General features: G+C 53.2%; 11 protein-coding genes and 1 pseudogene. All 12 read right to left on the bottom strand.

All coding sequences use genetic code 11. The annotated features are described in order from the left end of the window. Window positions 1-24: 24 nt before the first annotated feature. A complete protein-coding gene (locus FIU92_RS22550; protein WP_040179405.1) occupies window positions 25-870 on the bottom strand; it encodes an alpha/beta fold hydrolase in 846 nt (281 codons plus the stop codon). Between the two features lie 20 nt (window positions 871-890). After that, window positions 891-1,532: pseudogene (locus tag FIU92_RS22540) on the bottom strand (OmpW family protein). A gap of 32 nt (window positions 1,533-1,564) precedes the next feature. Continuing rightward, window positions 1,565-3,298 carry a GMC family oxidoreductase N-terminal domain-containing protein gene (locus FIU92_RS22535; protein WP_040179402.1) on the bottom strand — a complete coding sequence of 578 codons (1,734 nt, stop codon included), beginning with the start codon at window positions 3,296-3,298 and terminating at the stop codon, window positions 1,565-1,567. Between the two features lie 86 nt (window positions 3,299-3,384). Next, a complete protein-coding gene (locus tag FIU92_RS22530) occupies window positions 3,385-4,881 on the bottom strand; it encodes an aldehyde dehydrogenase family protein (protein ID WP_040179400.1) in 1,497 nt (498 codons plus the stop codon). A 93-nt stretch (window positions 4,882-4,974) separates the two neighbouring features. Then, entirely contained in the window at window positions 4,975-5,907 is a 933-nt protein-coding gene (locus FIU92_RS22525) for a helix-turn-helix domain-containing protein (RefSeq protein ID WP_040179399.1), read from the bottom strand. Between the two features lie 618 nt (window positions 5,908-6,525). After that, the gene (locus FIU92_RS22520; RefSeq protein ID WP_152460875.1) at window positions 6,526-7,758 is read right to left on the bottom strand and encodes a DNA phosphorothioation-associated DGQHR protein 1; all 1,233 of its coding nucleotides are present in this window, start codon (window positions 7,756-7,758) and stop codon (window positions 6,526-6,528) included. After that, window positions 7,758-8,300 carry a hypothetical protein gene (locus FIU92_RS22515; protein WP_152460874.1) on the bottom strand — a complete coding sequence of 181 codons (543 nt, stop codon included), beginning with the start codon at window positions 8,298-8,300 and terminating at the stop codon, window positions 7,758-7,760. Before FIU92_RS22515 ends, FIU92_RS22520 begins: the two co-directional genes overlap by 1 nt. Before the next feature lie 105 nt (window positions 8,301-8,405). After that, a complete protein-coding gene (locus FIU92_RS22510; RefSeq protein ID WP_170627283.1) occupies window positions 8,406-8,837 on the bottom strand; it encodes a DNA phosphorothioation-associated protein 4 in 432 nt (143 codons plus the stop codon). Next, entirely contained in the window at window positions 8,827-10,878 is a 2,052-nt protein-coding gene (locus FIU92_RS22505) for an AAA family ATPase (protein ID WP_152460872.1), read from the bottom strand. Before FIU92_RS22505 ends, FIU92_RS22510 begins: the two co-directional genes overlap by 11 nt. Then, window positions 10,875-11,066 (bottom strand): hypothetical protein, encoded by a 192-nt coding sequence (locus FIU92_RS22500; protein ID WP_152460871.1) that lies wholly within the window; start codon window positions 11,064-11,066, stop codon window positions 10,875-10,877. The genes FIU92_RS22505 and FIU92_RS22500 overlap by 4 nt, the downstream gene beginning before the upstream one ends. Before the next feature lie 37 nt (window positions 11,067-11,103). Next, window positions 11,104-13,188 (bottom strand): DNA phosphorothioation system restriction enzyme, encoded by a 2,085-nt coding sequence (locus tag FIU92_RS22495; protein WP_152460870.1) that lies wholly within the window; start codon window positions 13,186-13,188, stop codon window positions 11,104-11,106. Beyond that, window positions 13,188-16,268 carry a sigma factor-like helix-turn-helix DNA-binding protein gene (locus tag FIU92_RS22490; RefSeq protein ID WP_152460869.1) on the bottom strand — a complete coding sequence of 1,027 codons (3,081 nt, stop codon included), beginning with the start codon at window positions 16,266-16,268 and terminating at the stop codon, window positions 13,188-13,190. The genes FIU92_RS22495 and FIU92_RS22490 overlap by 1 nt, the downstream gene beginning before the upstream one ends. Window positions 16,269-16,358: the final 90 nt, after the last annotated feature.

The following is a 16,358-nucleotide window of genomic DNA, read 5'->3' as shown; positions in this document are numbered from 1 at the left end:
AACACACTTTTTGGCGTGCCACAGTCACGGGTTGTCGACATCCGCGACAAAAGCCGTCAGATCCGCGTTGAACCGATCCGCGTGTTCCAGATGCGGCAGGTGACCGCAGCCATCATAGAGACGTTTGCGAATGGCATTTGTTCCCTGCTCGAGGAATCGCAGGTGATGCATTGGCGTTAGCTTGTCCTGCTTGCCCCAGATCACCATAACCTGCTGGTCGATTTCGCCCAGCCAACCATGCAGGTCACGCACCAGTTCACGGCGGAATCCGAACAGGTTCGACAATCCACGCAGGGTCTTCAGAAAGGCGCGTTGCGCCCCTGGCATGCGGGCGAAGGCCAGTCTTGCGCGCACGAGTTCATCGGTCACCAGGCTCTTGTCATGAACGACCTCCCCCATCAGCATCCGCATCCCCAGCGGGTTCGGCCAGGTCAACATTTCTCCCAGCCCCGGCAGGGTCGAGAGCCGGAAGAGAATGTAGGTCTCATAGCCGATCACTGCAGGCGAGACGAGGGTCAGCGAACGGACCCGAGCCGGCTCTGCGCGCGTGAGCCCCAATGACAGCCGTCCGCCCATCGAGTGCCCCACGAGGTGGAAACTTTCGAGCCCGAGTTCCGTCACGAAGGCCCGCAGAAACGCGACCTGCGCATCGAGCGACAGGTCTAAATCGGCGGGCTTGTCGGTCCTGCCGCAGCCCGGCAGGTCCACCGCCCAGACCCGGTATCGCTCGGCGAGCGGGCCGATATTGCCCTGCCAGTCCTCGATGGACGAATAGATCCCGTGGACGAGGAGCACCACCGGACCGGACGTGCCGACTTGCCGGTAGCGCGTCCTCAGCCCCATGATATCGACGTAACGATCTTCGCTCATGCAATGCTCCTCGTTTGTCGTCAGAACCGATACGACACACCCAACGTGACCGTGACCGGATCGAGCGTCAGCTTTGAGCCCCCCACCACCGGTCCGGCCCCAGTGGGCGCTGTGAAATCTGTTTCGGTTTCCAGCCAGGATTTCTTGATCTCTGCAAAAGCGCCCCATCTGTCGTCGATGGCGTAGTCGACACCGGCGACCAGCACCGTGCCTCAGCCGTTATCGACCGACACGTCAGCAAGCGCCGCATCTTCTTCGTCGAGGATCAGCCCATAGACCGCACCTGCTCCGATATAGGGTGATACCCTGCCGTCGGTGTTGAAATGGTAGCGCAGGGTCAGGCTTGGGGCGCCATAGGTGACATCGCCCAGATGCCCGAACGCCTCAAGCGAACCGGCACCGTAAAGGCTGGTTGTCGCGGGAAGGCCGAGGCCCAACCAGACCGAAATGTCCGGGCGAAAGAAGTACCCAACCTCGAAAATGGCTGTGACATTGTCGTCGATCCGAGCATCACCGCCTGGCACTTCTACGCCGCCTATGCTGACGGTCGCGGCCTCGTCAAAGAACACACCCGTCAGCCCGGCCTTCAACTCGATCTTGCGATCCGAAAAGTCCTGCGCCTGAGCGCTCTGGAGCGCCGCCACCAACGCAATCGCGGCCATAGCGGGTCGGGTCAATATCGCTTGCAAAGTCATCAGATCGCTCCCACCAGAATGTCGGCCATCCGTTCGCCGATGATCACGGTTGGGGCCATCGTGTTGCCGGTCGAGACCTGCGGCATGACTGAGGCGTCGGCAATCGACAGTTTTTCGATGCCATAAACTGACAGCGACCCATCCACGACCGACATCTCGTCCGTACCCATCTTGCAGGTGCAGCTTTCGTGGAAATAGGTCCCGGCAGCGCTGCGGGCGAAGTCCTTGAGGTCTTCGCCCGACAACGCGCCGGGCATCACCTCGCGTTTCACGAACTCGGCCATCGGGGAGGAGTTGCCGATTTCGCGGCACAGTTCAATGCAGCGGGTGAGCGCGGTCAGGTCGGCCTCTTCCTTAAGGAAGCCGCCGTCAATCGAGAGGGGATCGCTGGGGTTCGGCCCCGTGAGCCGCACCTCGCCGCGCGATTTCGGTTTCACGATGCCGGGCGCGATAGTCCACGACCCCGCCGGAACCTCGAAGGCCGGGCCATGGACTTCCGATGCGTAGGGCACCTCAATCTGGAAAGGTTGTAGGTCGGGTGTGTCGAGGTTGGAATTCGACTTCCAGAAGAATGTCGCCTCGGCCGCCGAGTTATGCGGCGGCAGCGGGGTGTCATACTCCCATACGCAGCCCGCGGCGAGGATGTGATCCTGGAAATTTTGGCCGACCCCGGGCAGATCATGCGCTACCTCCACGCCAACCTCGCGGAGGTGAGCCGCCGGACCAATACCTGACTGCATCAGGATTTTCGGCGTGTTGATCGCACCTGCCGAGAGCACGACGCGTTCATTCGCGCCCACGGTCATCACTTCGCCGTCCTTCTCGAAAGTGACGCCCGTCACGGTGGTTCCATCAAGCTCGACGCGGTGGACGGTTGCGCCGGTCACCAGTGTGATGTTCGGGCGCTTCAGCGTTTCCCAAAGGTAGTCGGCGGGCAGGTTGCGGCGCATCCCGTCCTTGATCCGCACATTGGCGAGTGCCGCACCGCCCTCGCCTTCCATCATTTCGCCGTTCATATCGGAATAGGATGGAATCCCGACGCTTTCACAGGCTTGCAGAAAGGCCGGCGCGATCGGGTTAGGGTCTTCGACCTCAGTGACGAAAAGTCGCCCTCCCGTGCCGCGGCGGCTGTCATCTGCTGGGCCGTGCCAATCTTCGATCCGCTTGTAAATCTTCAGCACATTCTCGTAGTTCCAGGCCTCATCGCCGGTTTCGGCGGCCCAGTGGTCGAAATCGTTCTTGTGGCCACGCGCCCAAATCATCACGTTGATCGACGATCCGCCGCCAACAACCTTGCCCATCGGTAGGATCAGAGAACGCCCGTTCACCTTGTCGGAAGCCTCTGCGGTATAACCCCAGTCACGTTCGGAACGGATATTGGTGGGCCACATCAGCGGGTTCAGTACTTCGTCAATCTGATCGGTATCGCCGGCTTCCAGCACCAGTACGTTGGCATCGGTTTCGGCTGCCAGTCGTCCAGCGACCACAGCGCCGCCTGACCCGGAGCCGACGACGATATAGTCATAGGATCTAGCCAGGTTCTGCGCATTATAGCGCTGCGTGATCGCCGCATCGCCCAGTTCCTGTGCCCAGACTTTGGCTGTCGCCAGCGATGCGCCGGCCGCCACGGCCATCTGTATAAAGGCCCGCCGCCCGATGCGGCCATGCACCAGCCCGGCCTGAAGCGTCATCAGCCTATCGCCCTTTTCGAGTGCTTTCGAAAAAATTTTCATGATTGTCCTCCCAAAGACATAGTCGCCCGCTCCAAACGGCTCCTCACCGCATGAGGAGCGGGCCAATTCTTACTTTCGGCTAGCGTCTAGAACGGCAGTGGGTGCGGCTGACGCTGGGTCGAGATCCAGCGCTGCGTTGTAAAGGCCTCGATGGCGCCTTTCGGTCCCCATTTGCCGCCGCCACCCGAAGCCCCGATTCCCGAGAATGGGCAATGCGGTTCGTCGTGGACCGTCGAGTCGTTGATGTGGACCATGCCCGCATGGATGCGCTCGGCCAGAAGTTCACCGTGCAACACATCGCCGGTAACGACAGAGGCAGACAGACCATAAGGCGTGTCATTGGCCATCGCGATGGCTTCATCTTCACTGTCAAACGGCGTCACGGTGGTCACGGGGCCAAAGACTTCATCTGTCCAGACATCCATCTCCGGCGTCACGCGGGTCAGCACCGTAGCGGTGTAGAACGGTCCTTGGGCCTTGCCGCCGCATTCAGCTTTGGCACCAGCCTTGACGGCTGAATCCACCATGGCCTCGATCCGGCGCAGCTGACGGGTGTTGATGATCGGGCCGACCACGCAGGTCTGTTCGTCGGGGTTGGTGGGGACGAAATTGACTGTCTTAGCCACAAGCTTTTCGACAAACGCATCATAAATCGAACGGTCCACCAGAACTTTGTCGCAGGACATGCAAATCTGGCCCTGATGCAGGAACGAACCAAAGAATGCCAGATCGACTGCACGGTCGAGATCGGCATCCTTGCGCACGATCATCGAGTTCTTGCCGCCGAGTTCGAGCACGATCGGTTTGAATGCCTTGGCGCAAGCGGTCGCGAGAAGCTGACCGACGCGTGTTGAGCCTGTAAAACTCATCACCGCGATCCGTTTGTCATCTACAAAAGCATTTCCCACCATGGCCGCACCGTCGCGGGAGGTCGTAACAACGTTGAAAACACCCGCTGGGAAACCCGCGTCGTTGAAGAGTTCCGCCAACATCAGGCCACCGGACAGGGGACTGTCTTCTGAGGGTTTCAGAACGGCGGTGTTGCCGAGCGCCAGCGCATAAATGAAGCCTCGCAGCGACAGGTAAAGGGGGAAATTCCACGGGCTGATTGCGCCCACGACGCCTGCGGGCGAGCGCAACGTGCGATTTATCTTCCCCGGTACCTGGCTCGGATAGATCTCGCCGATCTCGCGGGTGGTCAGCCCGGCGGCTTCGGCGAGCGCCAGCGGTACTAGCGAGCATTCAAACATCGCCTTGCCAAAGCCCGAGCCGGTCTCAGCGACGAGCATGTCCACGAAATCCTGCTGACGCTCCACAAACAGTGCCGCAGCGCGGTGAAAAAGCCCTGCGCGCGCAGCAGGAGGCAACGCCGCCCAGTCTGGCTGCGCCTTTGTCGCTGCGTCAATGGCCGCCGTCACATCGTCCGCAGTTGCGTCCGCGACTTGCGCAATGGTGTCTCCGGTGGTGGAATTGTCCGTCGCGAATGTCTTTTCGTTGCTGGCCGCGCTCCACGCGCCGCCAATAAACATCTCGCGGGCCGGCACTTTTGTGTCCCCGCTGCCTCGCTTAAGCCAATCGAGCATTTTCTTTCCTCCCAAGATGAATTTTGGATATATGAAAATGCGATCAGAATTATTGCGCCATGAACAAAACACGCAACACTTGGAACAAAACAATCAAGACAACATACTTGGCGGTCTCTGACGGCGCTTACGATAACCCGCAGGCGTTTCGCCTGTGGTCTTGCGGAAAGTTCGACCGAAATGGCTCGCATCAGAAAAGCCAAGCTCAAAGGCAAGAGCCTCTATCGGCGTCAGAGACTTGCGCAATTGACGTTTTGCCTCGGCGATGCGGACCTTGTTGGCAAAGCGCGCCGGCGTGGTGCCGAAGTACTTCTTGAACTGGCGGTTCACGGACGATTCCGACGTCGCGGCAGCACGTGCCAGTTCCGCGATCGGCACATGGCGGTGCAGGTTGTCCCGGATGAGGCTGGCTACCGCCGCAATACCGGAATCGTGCGATCCGTATTTGCTGACAAGCAGGGAACGCCCGCGAAGCTGGAGTAGCCGTAGAAGAAGATCGTCAATCTTGGAGTCAATGCGCAAATCGGAAAACACATCTCTTTCGGTCCGAAACAGGCGCATCAGGTTCGGCAGATCAAGCTCATCCGCCTCGCCGCCCCGCAACACCGAGAACGCTGTCCAGTCGAGCGACATCGCGATCGGGTGCCCGCCACGCGTCATGGTCTCGTTCAGTCGTCCAAGCACTGACTCGACGCGCTCGTTTTCGATCTCGATGCAATCGCATTCAATCGGAGCGTCCGTGCGCGCCATGCTCAAGTCGATGTCGATTTCCAGCCCCGGCGGGACGAACATGACATCGCCGGGCATGAAGTCGAATGCGTCGCTGTCCGACACGCTCATGATTTTGTGACCGCGTCCCAGGCGGCAGATGATCGGGTTGGCAAAGCAAAACTGGACCCGTGCAGGGGTGTTTGTGAAGTAACTCGCTGCCTCCGAATGCGAAGCATAATGCGCGGACCGGTATTCGACCAGTTTCCTCACCCGGCGCTCCGCCTGACTGTTTCTGGCTAAATCTAGCTGGGTCATTTCATTTCTCCCTTCACGACCGACTGACGCGGCGCCCCTTTCCCGGTCACTCTATGAGGTGCGCACCGAGGAAATTTCTATTAAACTAATTTTCTGCCAATCGGGGTGTGCAACAAAGGTAACAATTGATACCTTGTGTTTACCGCGAAGCTCACATGTAGGATTGGGTTGAAATGGTATCACTCGAAACCGCTAGCGGCAAAGTCCGCGACGGTTATCTGTGAGCGATATCTGAACTGCGACTCATGTTGGGATTGTCCGTCGTCAGAGTTTCCCGGATCACTTCGGCCGTTTTCCATCCGAGGCATTTTCTGGGTGTTGCGTTGAGGCGGTCACAGATCATTTTCAATTCATGATCTGTGACCGCCGTGATGTTGCGCTTCCAGCAAGATAGGGCATTTATCGCAAGCCAGTTTAGAATGTGCCCGGCTACAAGAAATTAAACGCATAAGGTTTATTATGTTAATTCTGAAAGGACATTTAGTAGAGTTCATGCTGGAGTTGTGCTTATCAGGCCACTCCTTAGTTGAGGATTTGCCAAAGACTCTCGCACAAGTGAACCACGTACCTGACCTTCACCTGAAGCCAAATGCCTCGGTGAAGGTAAGGCTGGGCCGTTTAAGTAAGTCCAATAGACGCCTCAATCGCTTTTCGAATGAAGGTCCGGCCGGAACCTGAGGCATTTTGGAATTCAGTTGAAGAAAAGTCGATCTGTCCAGCCGGTTCCAAAATCTCTTCGAAGTAGCCTGAGCTGATGTCCTTTCTTTCAAATGCACCAGACGCTAGCTTTCGCAGAATGTCGAATATGGCTTGCACACCTATGGTCCGAAAGATGTAAGAACCCTCATTCGCGTTTTCCCAAAAAACTCGGTCTGCCGCTTTTAGATAGTTTAGAACCATCTTGAAGATCACTGCGTCATTGCCTTCGATGTAAGCGCTTCTTAGGGGAGATTTATCTTTTGGGCCTTCCAAGAGTACATTTCTGGTATGGGCTTCGCCTTCTCGCATTAGATTGGCGTCTCGCTTGGGATTGCTCGAATAGAGCCTCATAATTCCATCAACCGCGACGGCAGTCGAAATTCGCCATGCGGCTTCAGCGGCAATTTTCTCCAGCCTCGAGTCCCGTTTTGGAGCGACCATGATGCGGCCTCGCAAAGGTGAGTCCTTGTCCGTTGCCAGCTTACGAGCAAAAAAGACAGCCAACTTATCTGGAGTCCAGTACTCTTCTGGCTCGTCAGAAACATTATACCCGAACAGTTCAAACGTTAAACTGCGGTCAACCCGTTTCTGAGTAGAGTTAATCGTTGCGAAAATCTGGGCTTGCAGAGCTTTGGGAAGGTCGATGAAGATAGAACAAATCAGGTTCATGCTCCGCAGTGCTTCCGGACTCGCTTTTGCAAAAGAAAACAGCCTGTGTTGGCCATCAATCACCGCTGCAAGTTTGGCTTCCGACGGGATCGTCAGTTTGTGACAACCATCATCTGATACTTGAACACTCCATGCACTGGATACGCCATTGGGTTCTTCGCCTTCCTCCGCTGCGATGTCTTCATTTTCGGATTGATCGAAGCCGGTCTCACGGTCGTAGTTCGCAGCGACTATAATTGAGTTTGGAAAGGCTGAGTCGACACGATTAATGTATGCAGCAATTTCCGACAGGCGTTTGTCTTGTATCACCCGTTGTGTTCCTTCAAGCGAATAACCCACTCCATCTGGGTTAAGAGACGCGCTCATTCTGTCGCTTGCGCAGACGCGAAGTAAAAGTTCGGCTGGAAGTACGGCAACATAGAAACTGCCAAGACGCTGGTCGACCCGGAGAGCAGGTACTGTGAAAGGGAACTGAATATCCATTAATCTACCTTAAATTCGTTCAAGTTACCTTTGATTGCTCGGTTGGTACTGCCGCCTGTAGCAGCATCGATGGGAGCATTTCGATAGGTCAGGTCGTCCCCGTTGGTAAACCACCAAAACCAAACTGCTAGAATGCCAAAGCCAAATGCCGCGTTTAGGCAAAGTCCTGGGTGAAGTGAAAAAAATGCCGCTATGATGCCAATTCCTACAAAGGAAAAAAAGCAAACTAACAACGAGAATGAAATCAAGATCTTGTCCGACCTATCGGTTGATTTCAAAATTAACTGAAGCGATGCAGAGCCGATTAAGGCGGGAAAAAAGGTAGACAAGGCAGTTAGAAGACCATCTACTTTCCAATTTTGATCCAGCTGGCTCTTCGCAACCTCAACCCATATCCCCAGCCCACCCAAAACGACGATCGCGAGAATAAAGTAAAAGACGAAAGGTACACTCTTGAATGGGGCGAAAGTGCGCCGACGAATCTCGCGACCGAGGTACTGCCAATCACCCATTTGATTTGCGTCAGTACTGGTTTTGGTCAAAATACTCTCCCTCACTGCGGAATACTTCAGCTTCTTTTTCTAAGAAGTGGCTCGTTTGGAACAATTTTTTTTGCTGTATTACATTCGCTGCGTTTAAGCACTATGCTAAAAATTTGCCAGTTCAGTTATGTCATCAAGTATCGTTTGGTCGCTCTCTTCCCTGTGAATGAGGGTCAGCAGACCTTCTCGCCAGTCTTGCTTGCCGTCTGAGATTTCGCGCTTCATGATCTCAAGGCCACCATTCGCATATTCTTCAAAGCATAGGACACGCTCGGCTTCGTTGGAAGGAGCCAGCATCTTCGGATCATTGTTCTCTTCGATGGCAATCATGCTCATGATGGTTCGATCAAAGTCACCCCTGAACACTTCAAGATCGATAGGTTCTGAGCTCTTCTGAAACGGCTTCCGGTTTCCTCGGCGGAACCCTAAAGAAGCCGCAAAGACAAGAGCGTCCTTAAAGGTTTGGAAAATGCCTTCGTCACGAAGCTCACTCAGCATCTCTTCAAATTCGGCGGGGCGTCTTACTCTAGTGGCCAAGGTAGCCCTCCTCAATTTTTGTGAACTCAGGACCATCAGTACGTTTTACGTACTCGGTGTCTTCTTCGCGCCCTTTCGATTTCGGAGCGTGGTAGACCAAGCTATACTCTTTTCCGATAAACGGCCGGCACTTGTCGTCGACTTCCTTGCTCCATTGTGAGTTAGACGCAAACACGATCACCTGGTCGGCTAGATCAGGAATGTGTTGTGCGATTTTCTCGCGGTATTCGCGATCCAGAGCGCCAAACGGAGAATCCATGATCAGTGGGTAAACACCACCCTTGAAAAAGGTCGTTTTCGCCTTGTTGCGTTCCTTTGCGAGGTTAACCAAGCTCGCAATGAAACTCAGGCTGATGACCTGGTTCTCGCCAGTCGACTTCTCAGAGACGGGTTGCTTCCCCACTCCCGGAACGTCCTTGAAAATTCTTAGAGTGTAGTCGCGATCAATCTCTGCATAGAAATCCTTGCGGAGAATGCTTTGGAATGTGTCATTCACCTTGGTGGAAAGGTGGTGGCGTGTCTCTTCGGCCAGCGCTTCGTGCAGATTGTCGACCAGGTTTTTACAGGCCTCGGCAAACTCAAGCTTCTGTCTGGCCAGGTCTTCCTTTTGAGATTTGGATTGGACCTTCTCAATCTCTTTTTTGACCTTGGCTAGGTCGTCGTTCAGCAGTTCGATCGCATCCTTCGCTTTGACGACTTTAAGACGCTCGTCAGCTTGTAGTTTTGTCAGCTCGTTGCGCCGTTCTTCGAGCCTCTTGACATCTTCGATATCAGAAGACCCCAAGCTACTGCTAATCTCGTCGAGCTCTTCTGCAATCGCTTTTAAACGCTTGTCGTAGTCGCTCTCTTTTGCTGACCAAGCAGATAGCTGTGCATAAAGCCTGTTCCTCTCACGAGGCATAGCTCTCAGGTTGCTCACGACATCTGTAAAAGCGGCCTCTAGATCCTCACCAGTGGCTCGATCGCGATAACCTTCAATCGCGGCTCTAGCTTGAGAGCCTTCCTTTAGTTCTGTTCCACATATGCACTTCGCATCGTGCAGCAAGTCATCAATGAATGTCCTTCTGATCTTGTAAGGCAGCTCACCCTTCTTACGACAATCCTCCAGAACGTTTGAGACTGAAGCTACTGTATCGTTTAGAAAAGCCAGTGCGCCCCCTTGCGAGACCAGCTCCATTCTCTCTTGGCTGAGATTTTCGAGGTCGCCTTCGATGGTGCCTTTCTCGGCCTCTAAACTTCGCCTCTGTTCGGCCTTTGCCTTTACATCAGCAATCTGTTCATATGATGCGTTGATAGCGTCAAGTTCTGTTTGGAAGCCATTGCTTGATTTCGACGCAGTGTTCCGCTCCAGTTTGCGTTGATCAATCTCTGTATTGATCCTCGACTCTTTCTCAAGAAGATTGCGGTAGTCAGCTGAAGCCGTTTCACTAGCTTCTTTCCTAAGATCCTTGATCACCAGGCGACCAAGGTGATCACTTGCACGGTCTATGATTTCCAAGCCCATCAAGGTCTTTATGGCATCTCGGATTTCGCCGGAAGCAGACACATTCGCCAGTTTTTCGATGCGCTCTCCGTTGAAGAAGAAGTATGAGTGCATCTGCTCAGGTATCAATTGGTTTATCCGGTTGGCTGGGTTTTTTGCCGTTTCATATTTGCCCCGTTCATCTATCCAAGACAGAGTCGGGACAGACTTTCCAATAGGCTCGGCTTCTAGCGCTTCGCCTGTACGCCTGAATTCCTGTTTTCGGTCAACGGTATATGTCGATCCTTCATGTTCAAATTCAAGCTCAAGGCTGAGCTCCGTGACCGCTCCCGGAGCGACTTCAGACAAAGCAAGTTCGTTAAGGATTGTTTGCTCGCCGGTGTCGAAATCTGTCTTGCCGTATAGAACCCACTTGAAGGCGTTCAAAAGTGAGGTTTTCCCAGAACCGTTTTCACCATGAATGACGGTAATCCTTGAGGTGTCGTCAGAGAGGAATTCGAGCTCACACTCTCCGTGGAATTGACGGAAATTTTTGATTTTTAGACGAAGTATTCTCACCGCTTTACCTCACGCTCGATGAGTTGTTTGATCCGCGCAGCAATCTCTTTTTCAGCACTACCCGCGGCCCCAAGATTTCGATAGCTCTGATATTCGTGTTCAATGGATAGAATTTCATTCACGACTTTTCTCGCCTTCGGAGAAGCCGCTTCGAGGATTTGCTTTGGGGACTTACTGTGCTCGGACATTTCTTACGTCTTTCTGAAATCTCGTGGGTCATACCTGCTAATGGTCAAGGAGGTTGAGGCTCTTCTTGATCTCAGTGATCACTGAGAGCGCTTCTCCATGGTTTTCTGCAAGCGTAGCAAATTCGTTGAACCTCGCCAGTTCTCGTTTCATCAGAGACCGCTCTACGTTGGATGGAGCTTGATCTGACAATTTTTCCAGATCTGGTACAACGATAAAGTCATAGATATATGCACGATTCTTCCCTTCAGAGCGCCGAAGGACCCGCCCCCGTCTTTGGACAAATTCTTTTGGGTTTGAAGATGAAGCCAAGATGTACGCAGTCCGCGTCATTGGAACGTCGACGCCTTCATCTAGGCATCGGATAGCGAGCAGTGCTTGTATATCTCCAGCTGCGAACTGCTTCAGCAGTCTCGACCTCTCGTCGTTGTTCTCTTCTGAAGTGAACGGGCTTGCTCTCAGCCCTAATTCACCCCCTACCCTCGCAAGAGCGGAATCGATATATCGCTGACCATCATCCTTGCTGTCGCCGCAATATATCAGAGTATGGGAGATCTCCCCCTGCTGCTTAAGAAGCTTGACCAGTTCCGGTAGTTTGTTTCGCGCTTTGCCTACCAGCCGGGCCCGTTTAATCAATAATCGGTTCAACTGTTCGCTCTTGTCGCTATCCGGCTTGGCTGCCTGGCCGAATAGCCTACCAATACGCGTGGAGAGTTCTGCATACTCATCTTGTTCGTCTTCGTCTAAGTGCACGAGGATCGGGTAATAAAGATATCGGCAGAGGTGACCTCCGCTGATCGCCTTGTCTAGGCCGTAGTCCAAAACAATCTCGCCGAAATACCTCTTTAGACCCTCAGTGCCTTCTTCATCCCCGTAGCGATCAGGCGTCGCTGTCAATCCCAGACGAAATGCAGCGCTCTCCGGGAGCGCTTGTAGGTTAGACGGCGCACCCAGATTATGCGCTTCATCGCCAACAAATAGGATGTTGCCACCGAAAGATCCAAGAACAGACTGGAATGGCTTGTCTGCCATAGAGGCATTGACTGCGATGAGCATTACATGCTGAGTTGCTTTCGAGCGCAGCTCATTCAGGCGCCTTTGGCATTCTTCCATCCAGCGGTGGACGCCGCCGTAGCACAAAACAGGCTTGAACCCGAACTCTTCAGCCTCTCGGGCCCATTGTTCTGCAAGATGTTGATAGGGAACCGTTACAACGATGCAAAGTTGACCGTTCTTCTGGGCAACAAAATCATTCAACCTCGTCACTGCTGTCAAAGCAGTCACTGTCTTGCCGGTTCCCGTTGCCATGTGGAGAATCCCGCGGCCATTGTTCTTGAACCACTTGCGTATCCCATCTTCTTGGTAACCGCGTAGGCGACCGTCAGTCAGGAAGTGTTCAGGTACACGGGGAGAACTCGGTTTTTCTGGCGGAAACAATTCGTAGTGTCTGGAGCTATCTCGTGCTGCACTGACAAACCGCTCAAGATCGGCTGAAGAAGGATCAAACAGCGCCAAGTTCGGATCTAGTCCTCTCCACATTCGGTCAAAGGACGCTGCGATATGATTATTTCTTTCGAGGCTTTCGCTTGATTTCCAATCGCAAAACACGCTGAAAGCTTCCCAATTTGTACCAGCTCCGCCGGTCAAATTGTACGATCCTTGAAAGCCTACTCGGTTTCCGAACTCATCTGTGAAGATGCCCTGTTTGGCATGCATAATTCCGGAAAGCCTGTTCTTCGGAATACCAACTTTAAAGGTCAGTACGCCATCATAGAGAAGCCAGCCAAGCGCTTCGCGCGTATGTTGCGTAAGGTGCTCATAGAGATCGTCGTACGATCGAGAAATGAAATCTTGGGCAAGTTCATCCGACAGCTGACCATCAACCTGAAGGCTCTTGAAATCTTCGACAGACATTTCGGGTGAGATCACCCACCTAGCTTTGCCACCGTTGAGTGCGAAGCTTGCCATGCCATGAGCTGCATCGCGCAACCACGCGCTGCTAAAGTACCCGACAGCAATGTCATATTGTTGCGCGTGCTCAAGAACTGGATCAAAAAAATCCGCTACAGGATCATGCTCGCTCGTCGTGACGTAAAAAGGGAGTTTCAGGGTTTCAAGGGACATCAATCAATACCAAAGTCCCCGAGTATCATTCCGAGCATTTCTTCACCTTCTCCCGGCTCGTCTTCCTTGATTGTGAACAAGTGGTCGAGACGTGTCAGGTCAGACGCATCCTGTGATTTGAGAGCATCTTGCACCGCTTCAAGGTCTGGTACTCCTGCACACCCATGTTCTAGAGTTTGATCCCGAATTTCAATGTATTTTGAAACCACTTCGGGCAGCTCAGTTGTTGTAACGATCTTTTGGTTCACGTCGAAAATATCGCGGTTTTTCAAGAAGCTCAGGAGCGGCCGTGTCTGAATTTCGCCCCAAAGAGGGCTCAAGAATTCTGAGAGTGCAAACGCGGTTCTGGGACCGTCCGCCAATGCGATTGCACAAGCCAGTATTAGGTCGGTTTGGCGTTCTTCTTGACCGATGGCCCTTACCACTAGATCAAAGCGGCCCCGGCCGACCGACACCGCGTCAGGCGAGTTTTCCAGTCCAATTGATATCGACGTTGTGAAAACGTCTCTTCGGCCTTCAAGCTCCTCGGCAATCTCCACCAACGTCATCGAACGCTGCGCTTCTGTCAGTACGGCCAAGACTTCTTCGCCAAGGCCGCGGAACTCAGACTTGTTTTCATCAGTTGCGAGCCCGATCATCAGGCCTCTCTTGGTCACGAAACGCTCGTCATCCTGTACAATGCCCAGAAGCATGTAAGGTCCAAACGAGATACCAAAGCGTTCAGTCTCGCCCTGGAATAAGTCGGAGAACAGAACTTTTGCGCTTATGAACCCGCCGACACTCTCCAGGTGACGAAGCGTACGGTCTCGAATTTCTTCAAGATCGTTGTCCGTAAGACTGAGGTTCTCGTAGAGATCATATGTTCCTCTTTCGACGATGAGGGCTTCTTCCAGCCCAGCAAGCGTGCTCCCGATATGATGAATGCTCTCGTCTTTTGCGAAGACTTCGTGCATCCGAGCCCGGATTTCGTCGCAATGCATAGCGTGCCCCGCTTCGCGAAGGATGAGAATACACCGCACTGAACTAGGCAAACGCGGAGCAGCTCTTACAAGATCTCCTTCGAGAGAAGCCTCAAAACGTGCTGACAACTCGCCCTTAATTTCCGAAAGCGGATAGTCGGGTAGTGAGGCGGCAATTTCTGACAAACGGATCGGCAGTTTTTGTTCGCCGATTGCGGACACAATTCGCTGCCGAAATGACCCAGATAAGTCTTCCGGCTCATGACTCATCGTGAGAAGGTCATGTTCTTGCACCCAACCTGCATCGGTTCGAATGCTCTCAGCGTCGAGGTACGACCTCAAGTCGCCGTACGCCAGGTCGACCGCAAGACGCTCCTCTGGAGCCAGTAACTTGCTCACAGCACTTATCTGTTCCTCAGAGACGATTTTCCGATTCTTGAAGAGCTTTTCCAAGGAGCCTTCTTGCTCCAGTGCGCCGATCAGTATTTTTATTGTGCGCTTCGTTTGGAGCTTTTGCTTTGCCTTCTTCTCAATCTGACGTATGCGCTCTCGGGTCACATCATAGCTAGAGGCGACTTGTTCGAGCGTTTCGGTCTCGCCGCTATTGATACCATACCGCCGATGCAGGATGTCTTGTTGTCTTTCATTGAGTGAAGAGACGGATCCTGCAATAACTTCAGCTACCGTCAATTCCTCGATTGAACTGCTCTCGGAAGCTTTAATGTCTTCAGGCTTGATGTTCCCGAGTTCTATGATTTTAGCCAGCGATGAATCAGAGAGTATGTCGCCATGCAGTAAGCTTCTTAGTTGGGGCGCAATCTTCGTATCAGCGCCACAAATTGAAAGGCGCGCTTCAATCACACGAGAAACAATCTGGTTGAGCTGTTCGATGCTCTTACGTCCGCAGCCAGGTAGCGAACGGATCCGCAAGGAGGTTTCATCGTAAGTCTTCAAGAAGTCTCCAAAGCTACTTCGATGTTCTTTTTGATCAATTTTCAAAAGGTTCGTGAGCCTGGTCGGTGGCGACCATTCAAAGAGCTCGTCAGGATACTGCATCCCGGATAAAAACAACTCAGCTACTTGGTTTGCTCTCTTGTAGGTCGTTTCTTCATCAAATGCCCCTGTTGCTCTACCCGTTTCTTTGGTCGAAAAAGCAGCAACGCTTCGCACAATCTCGTCGAGTTCAGATGCTGACTTTTTGCCAAGGTTTGGTAGCTTTAAGAACGCATTTCGAGCAATTTCCGGTGCTTCCATGTATTCTCGTACAGTGTTTATGGGTAACCGATCAGAATTTGCGGTGATTGCATTGAGAAGTCGAACAGAGCAATCAGCCTCTCGTATTATCTCGACAATACTAGTTGGCGCATCCTCCCATTTCTTTCGGTTGATTTCGTTCGCTTGTTTTTCAGCTGCGCTTTTGCGCACCAACCGATCAAGCTCGTTCGCTAGCTTTGCGCCGAAATTCTTGAGCTGCTCAAAGCTCTCGCGCGCTGAATCGGGTGCCAACATGTAGTCGTTGAGCGTCGTCACTGGCAGTTCATTTTCAGGGCTTCGCAGCATATTGATCAGCCGCGTTGATGCGAAATTCTGTATCGCCAGATCAAGAAGGTGTTCTTCTTCCAGTGCATTTTGAGAAGCTGGCCGAACTGGCTTACGTGGCCGGCTGCTAGAAGTGTATGTAGCTTGCCTCTTGGAGGGGCTACCCTGACTCGGCTCTTCGATAGCCAAGGCCAATTGCAACACGGTTAAATCATCGTCAGAATTCGGCCGAGCTTCCAGCTGATCATCGGGCGCTTTGTCGACAACCTTCGCCCAAGCAGTGTCTGTCTGATCAGCTTCAGTCGCATTGAGCGCAACTTCAGGCTCGTTGCCTTCAATTCTGTCAAGGGTTCTGGGCGGTTTCTCCAATTCAAGCACGGGAGCCGGCTGTGCGGTCTGTGTGGGTTCCGTTGCGGTGAGGCTTGGTGCTGGTTCAACTGTCGAACTCGTTGAGGTGTCCTTAATGACTGATGTGGCCGAATGATCTTGTCCATCTGTTGCGACAGATGGAGCCGTTGAAACAGTCTTCACTGTTTCTCTGCTCACGAGAGCTTTGAGTTTCTTACCCAGTCTTGAAAGCATGTTGCCCGCTTACGACCTCCGTTAACCCACTAAAAAAATCGCCAAAAAGAACCCACTACCTCTTTAATCTACCAACTGAAATCTCGAAAT

Origin of the sequence: Ruegeria sp. THAF33 (genome assembly GCF_009363615.1) — a bacterium.
Lineage (GTDB): Bacteria > Pseudomonadota > Alphaproteobacteria > Rhodobacterales > Rhodobacteraceae > Ruegeria.
The sequence above is the reverse complement of the archived record's forward strand: the minus strand, read 5'-3'. Positions and strand labels throughout refer to the sequence as shown.

Excerpts from the sequence above, each read along its gene's own strand:
- FIU92_RS22550 (WP_040179405.1), bottom strand. The coding sequence starts at position 870 with ATGAGCGAAGATCGTTACGTCGATATCATGGGGCTGAGGACGCGCTAC.
- FIU92_RS22535 (WP_040179402.1), bottom strand. The coding sequence starts at position 3,298 with ATGAAAATTTTTTCGAAAGCACTCGAAAAGGGCGATAGGCTGATGACG.
- FIU92_RS22530 (WP_040179400.1), bottom strand. The coding sequence starts at position 4,881 with ATGCTCGATTGGCTTAAGCGAGGCAGCGGGGACACAAAAGTGCCGGCC.
- FIU92_RS22525 (WP_040179399.1), bottom strand. The coding sequence starts at position 5,907 with ATGACCCAGCTAGATTTAGCCAGAAACAGTCAGGCGGAGCGCCGGGTG.
- FIU92_RS22520 (WP_152460875.1), bottom strand. The coding sequence starts at position 7,758 with ATGGATATTCAGTTCCCTTTCACAGTACCTGCTCTCCGGGTCGACCAG.
- FIU92_RS22500 (WP_152460871.1), bottom strand. The coding sequence starts at position 11,066 with ATGTCCGAGCACAGTAAGTCCCCAAAGCAAATCCTCGAAGCGGCTTCT.
- FIU92_RS22495 (WP_152460870.1), bottom strand. The coding sequence starts at position 13,188 with ATGTCCCTTGAAACCCTGAAACTCCCTTTTTACGTCACGACGAGCGAG.
- FIU92_RS22490 (WP_152460869.1), bottom strand. The coding sequence starts at position 16,268 with ATGCTTTCAAGACTGGGTAAGAAACTCAAAGCTCTCGTGAGCAGAGAA.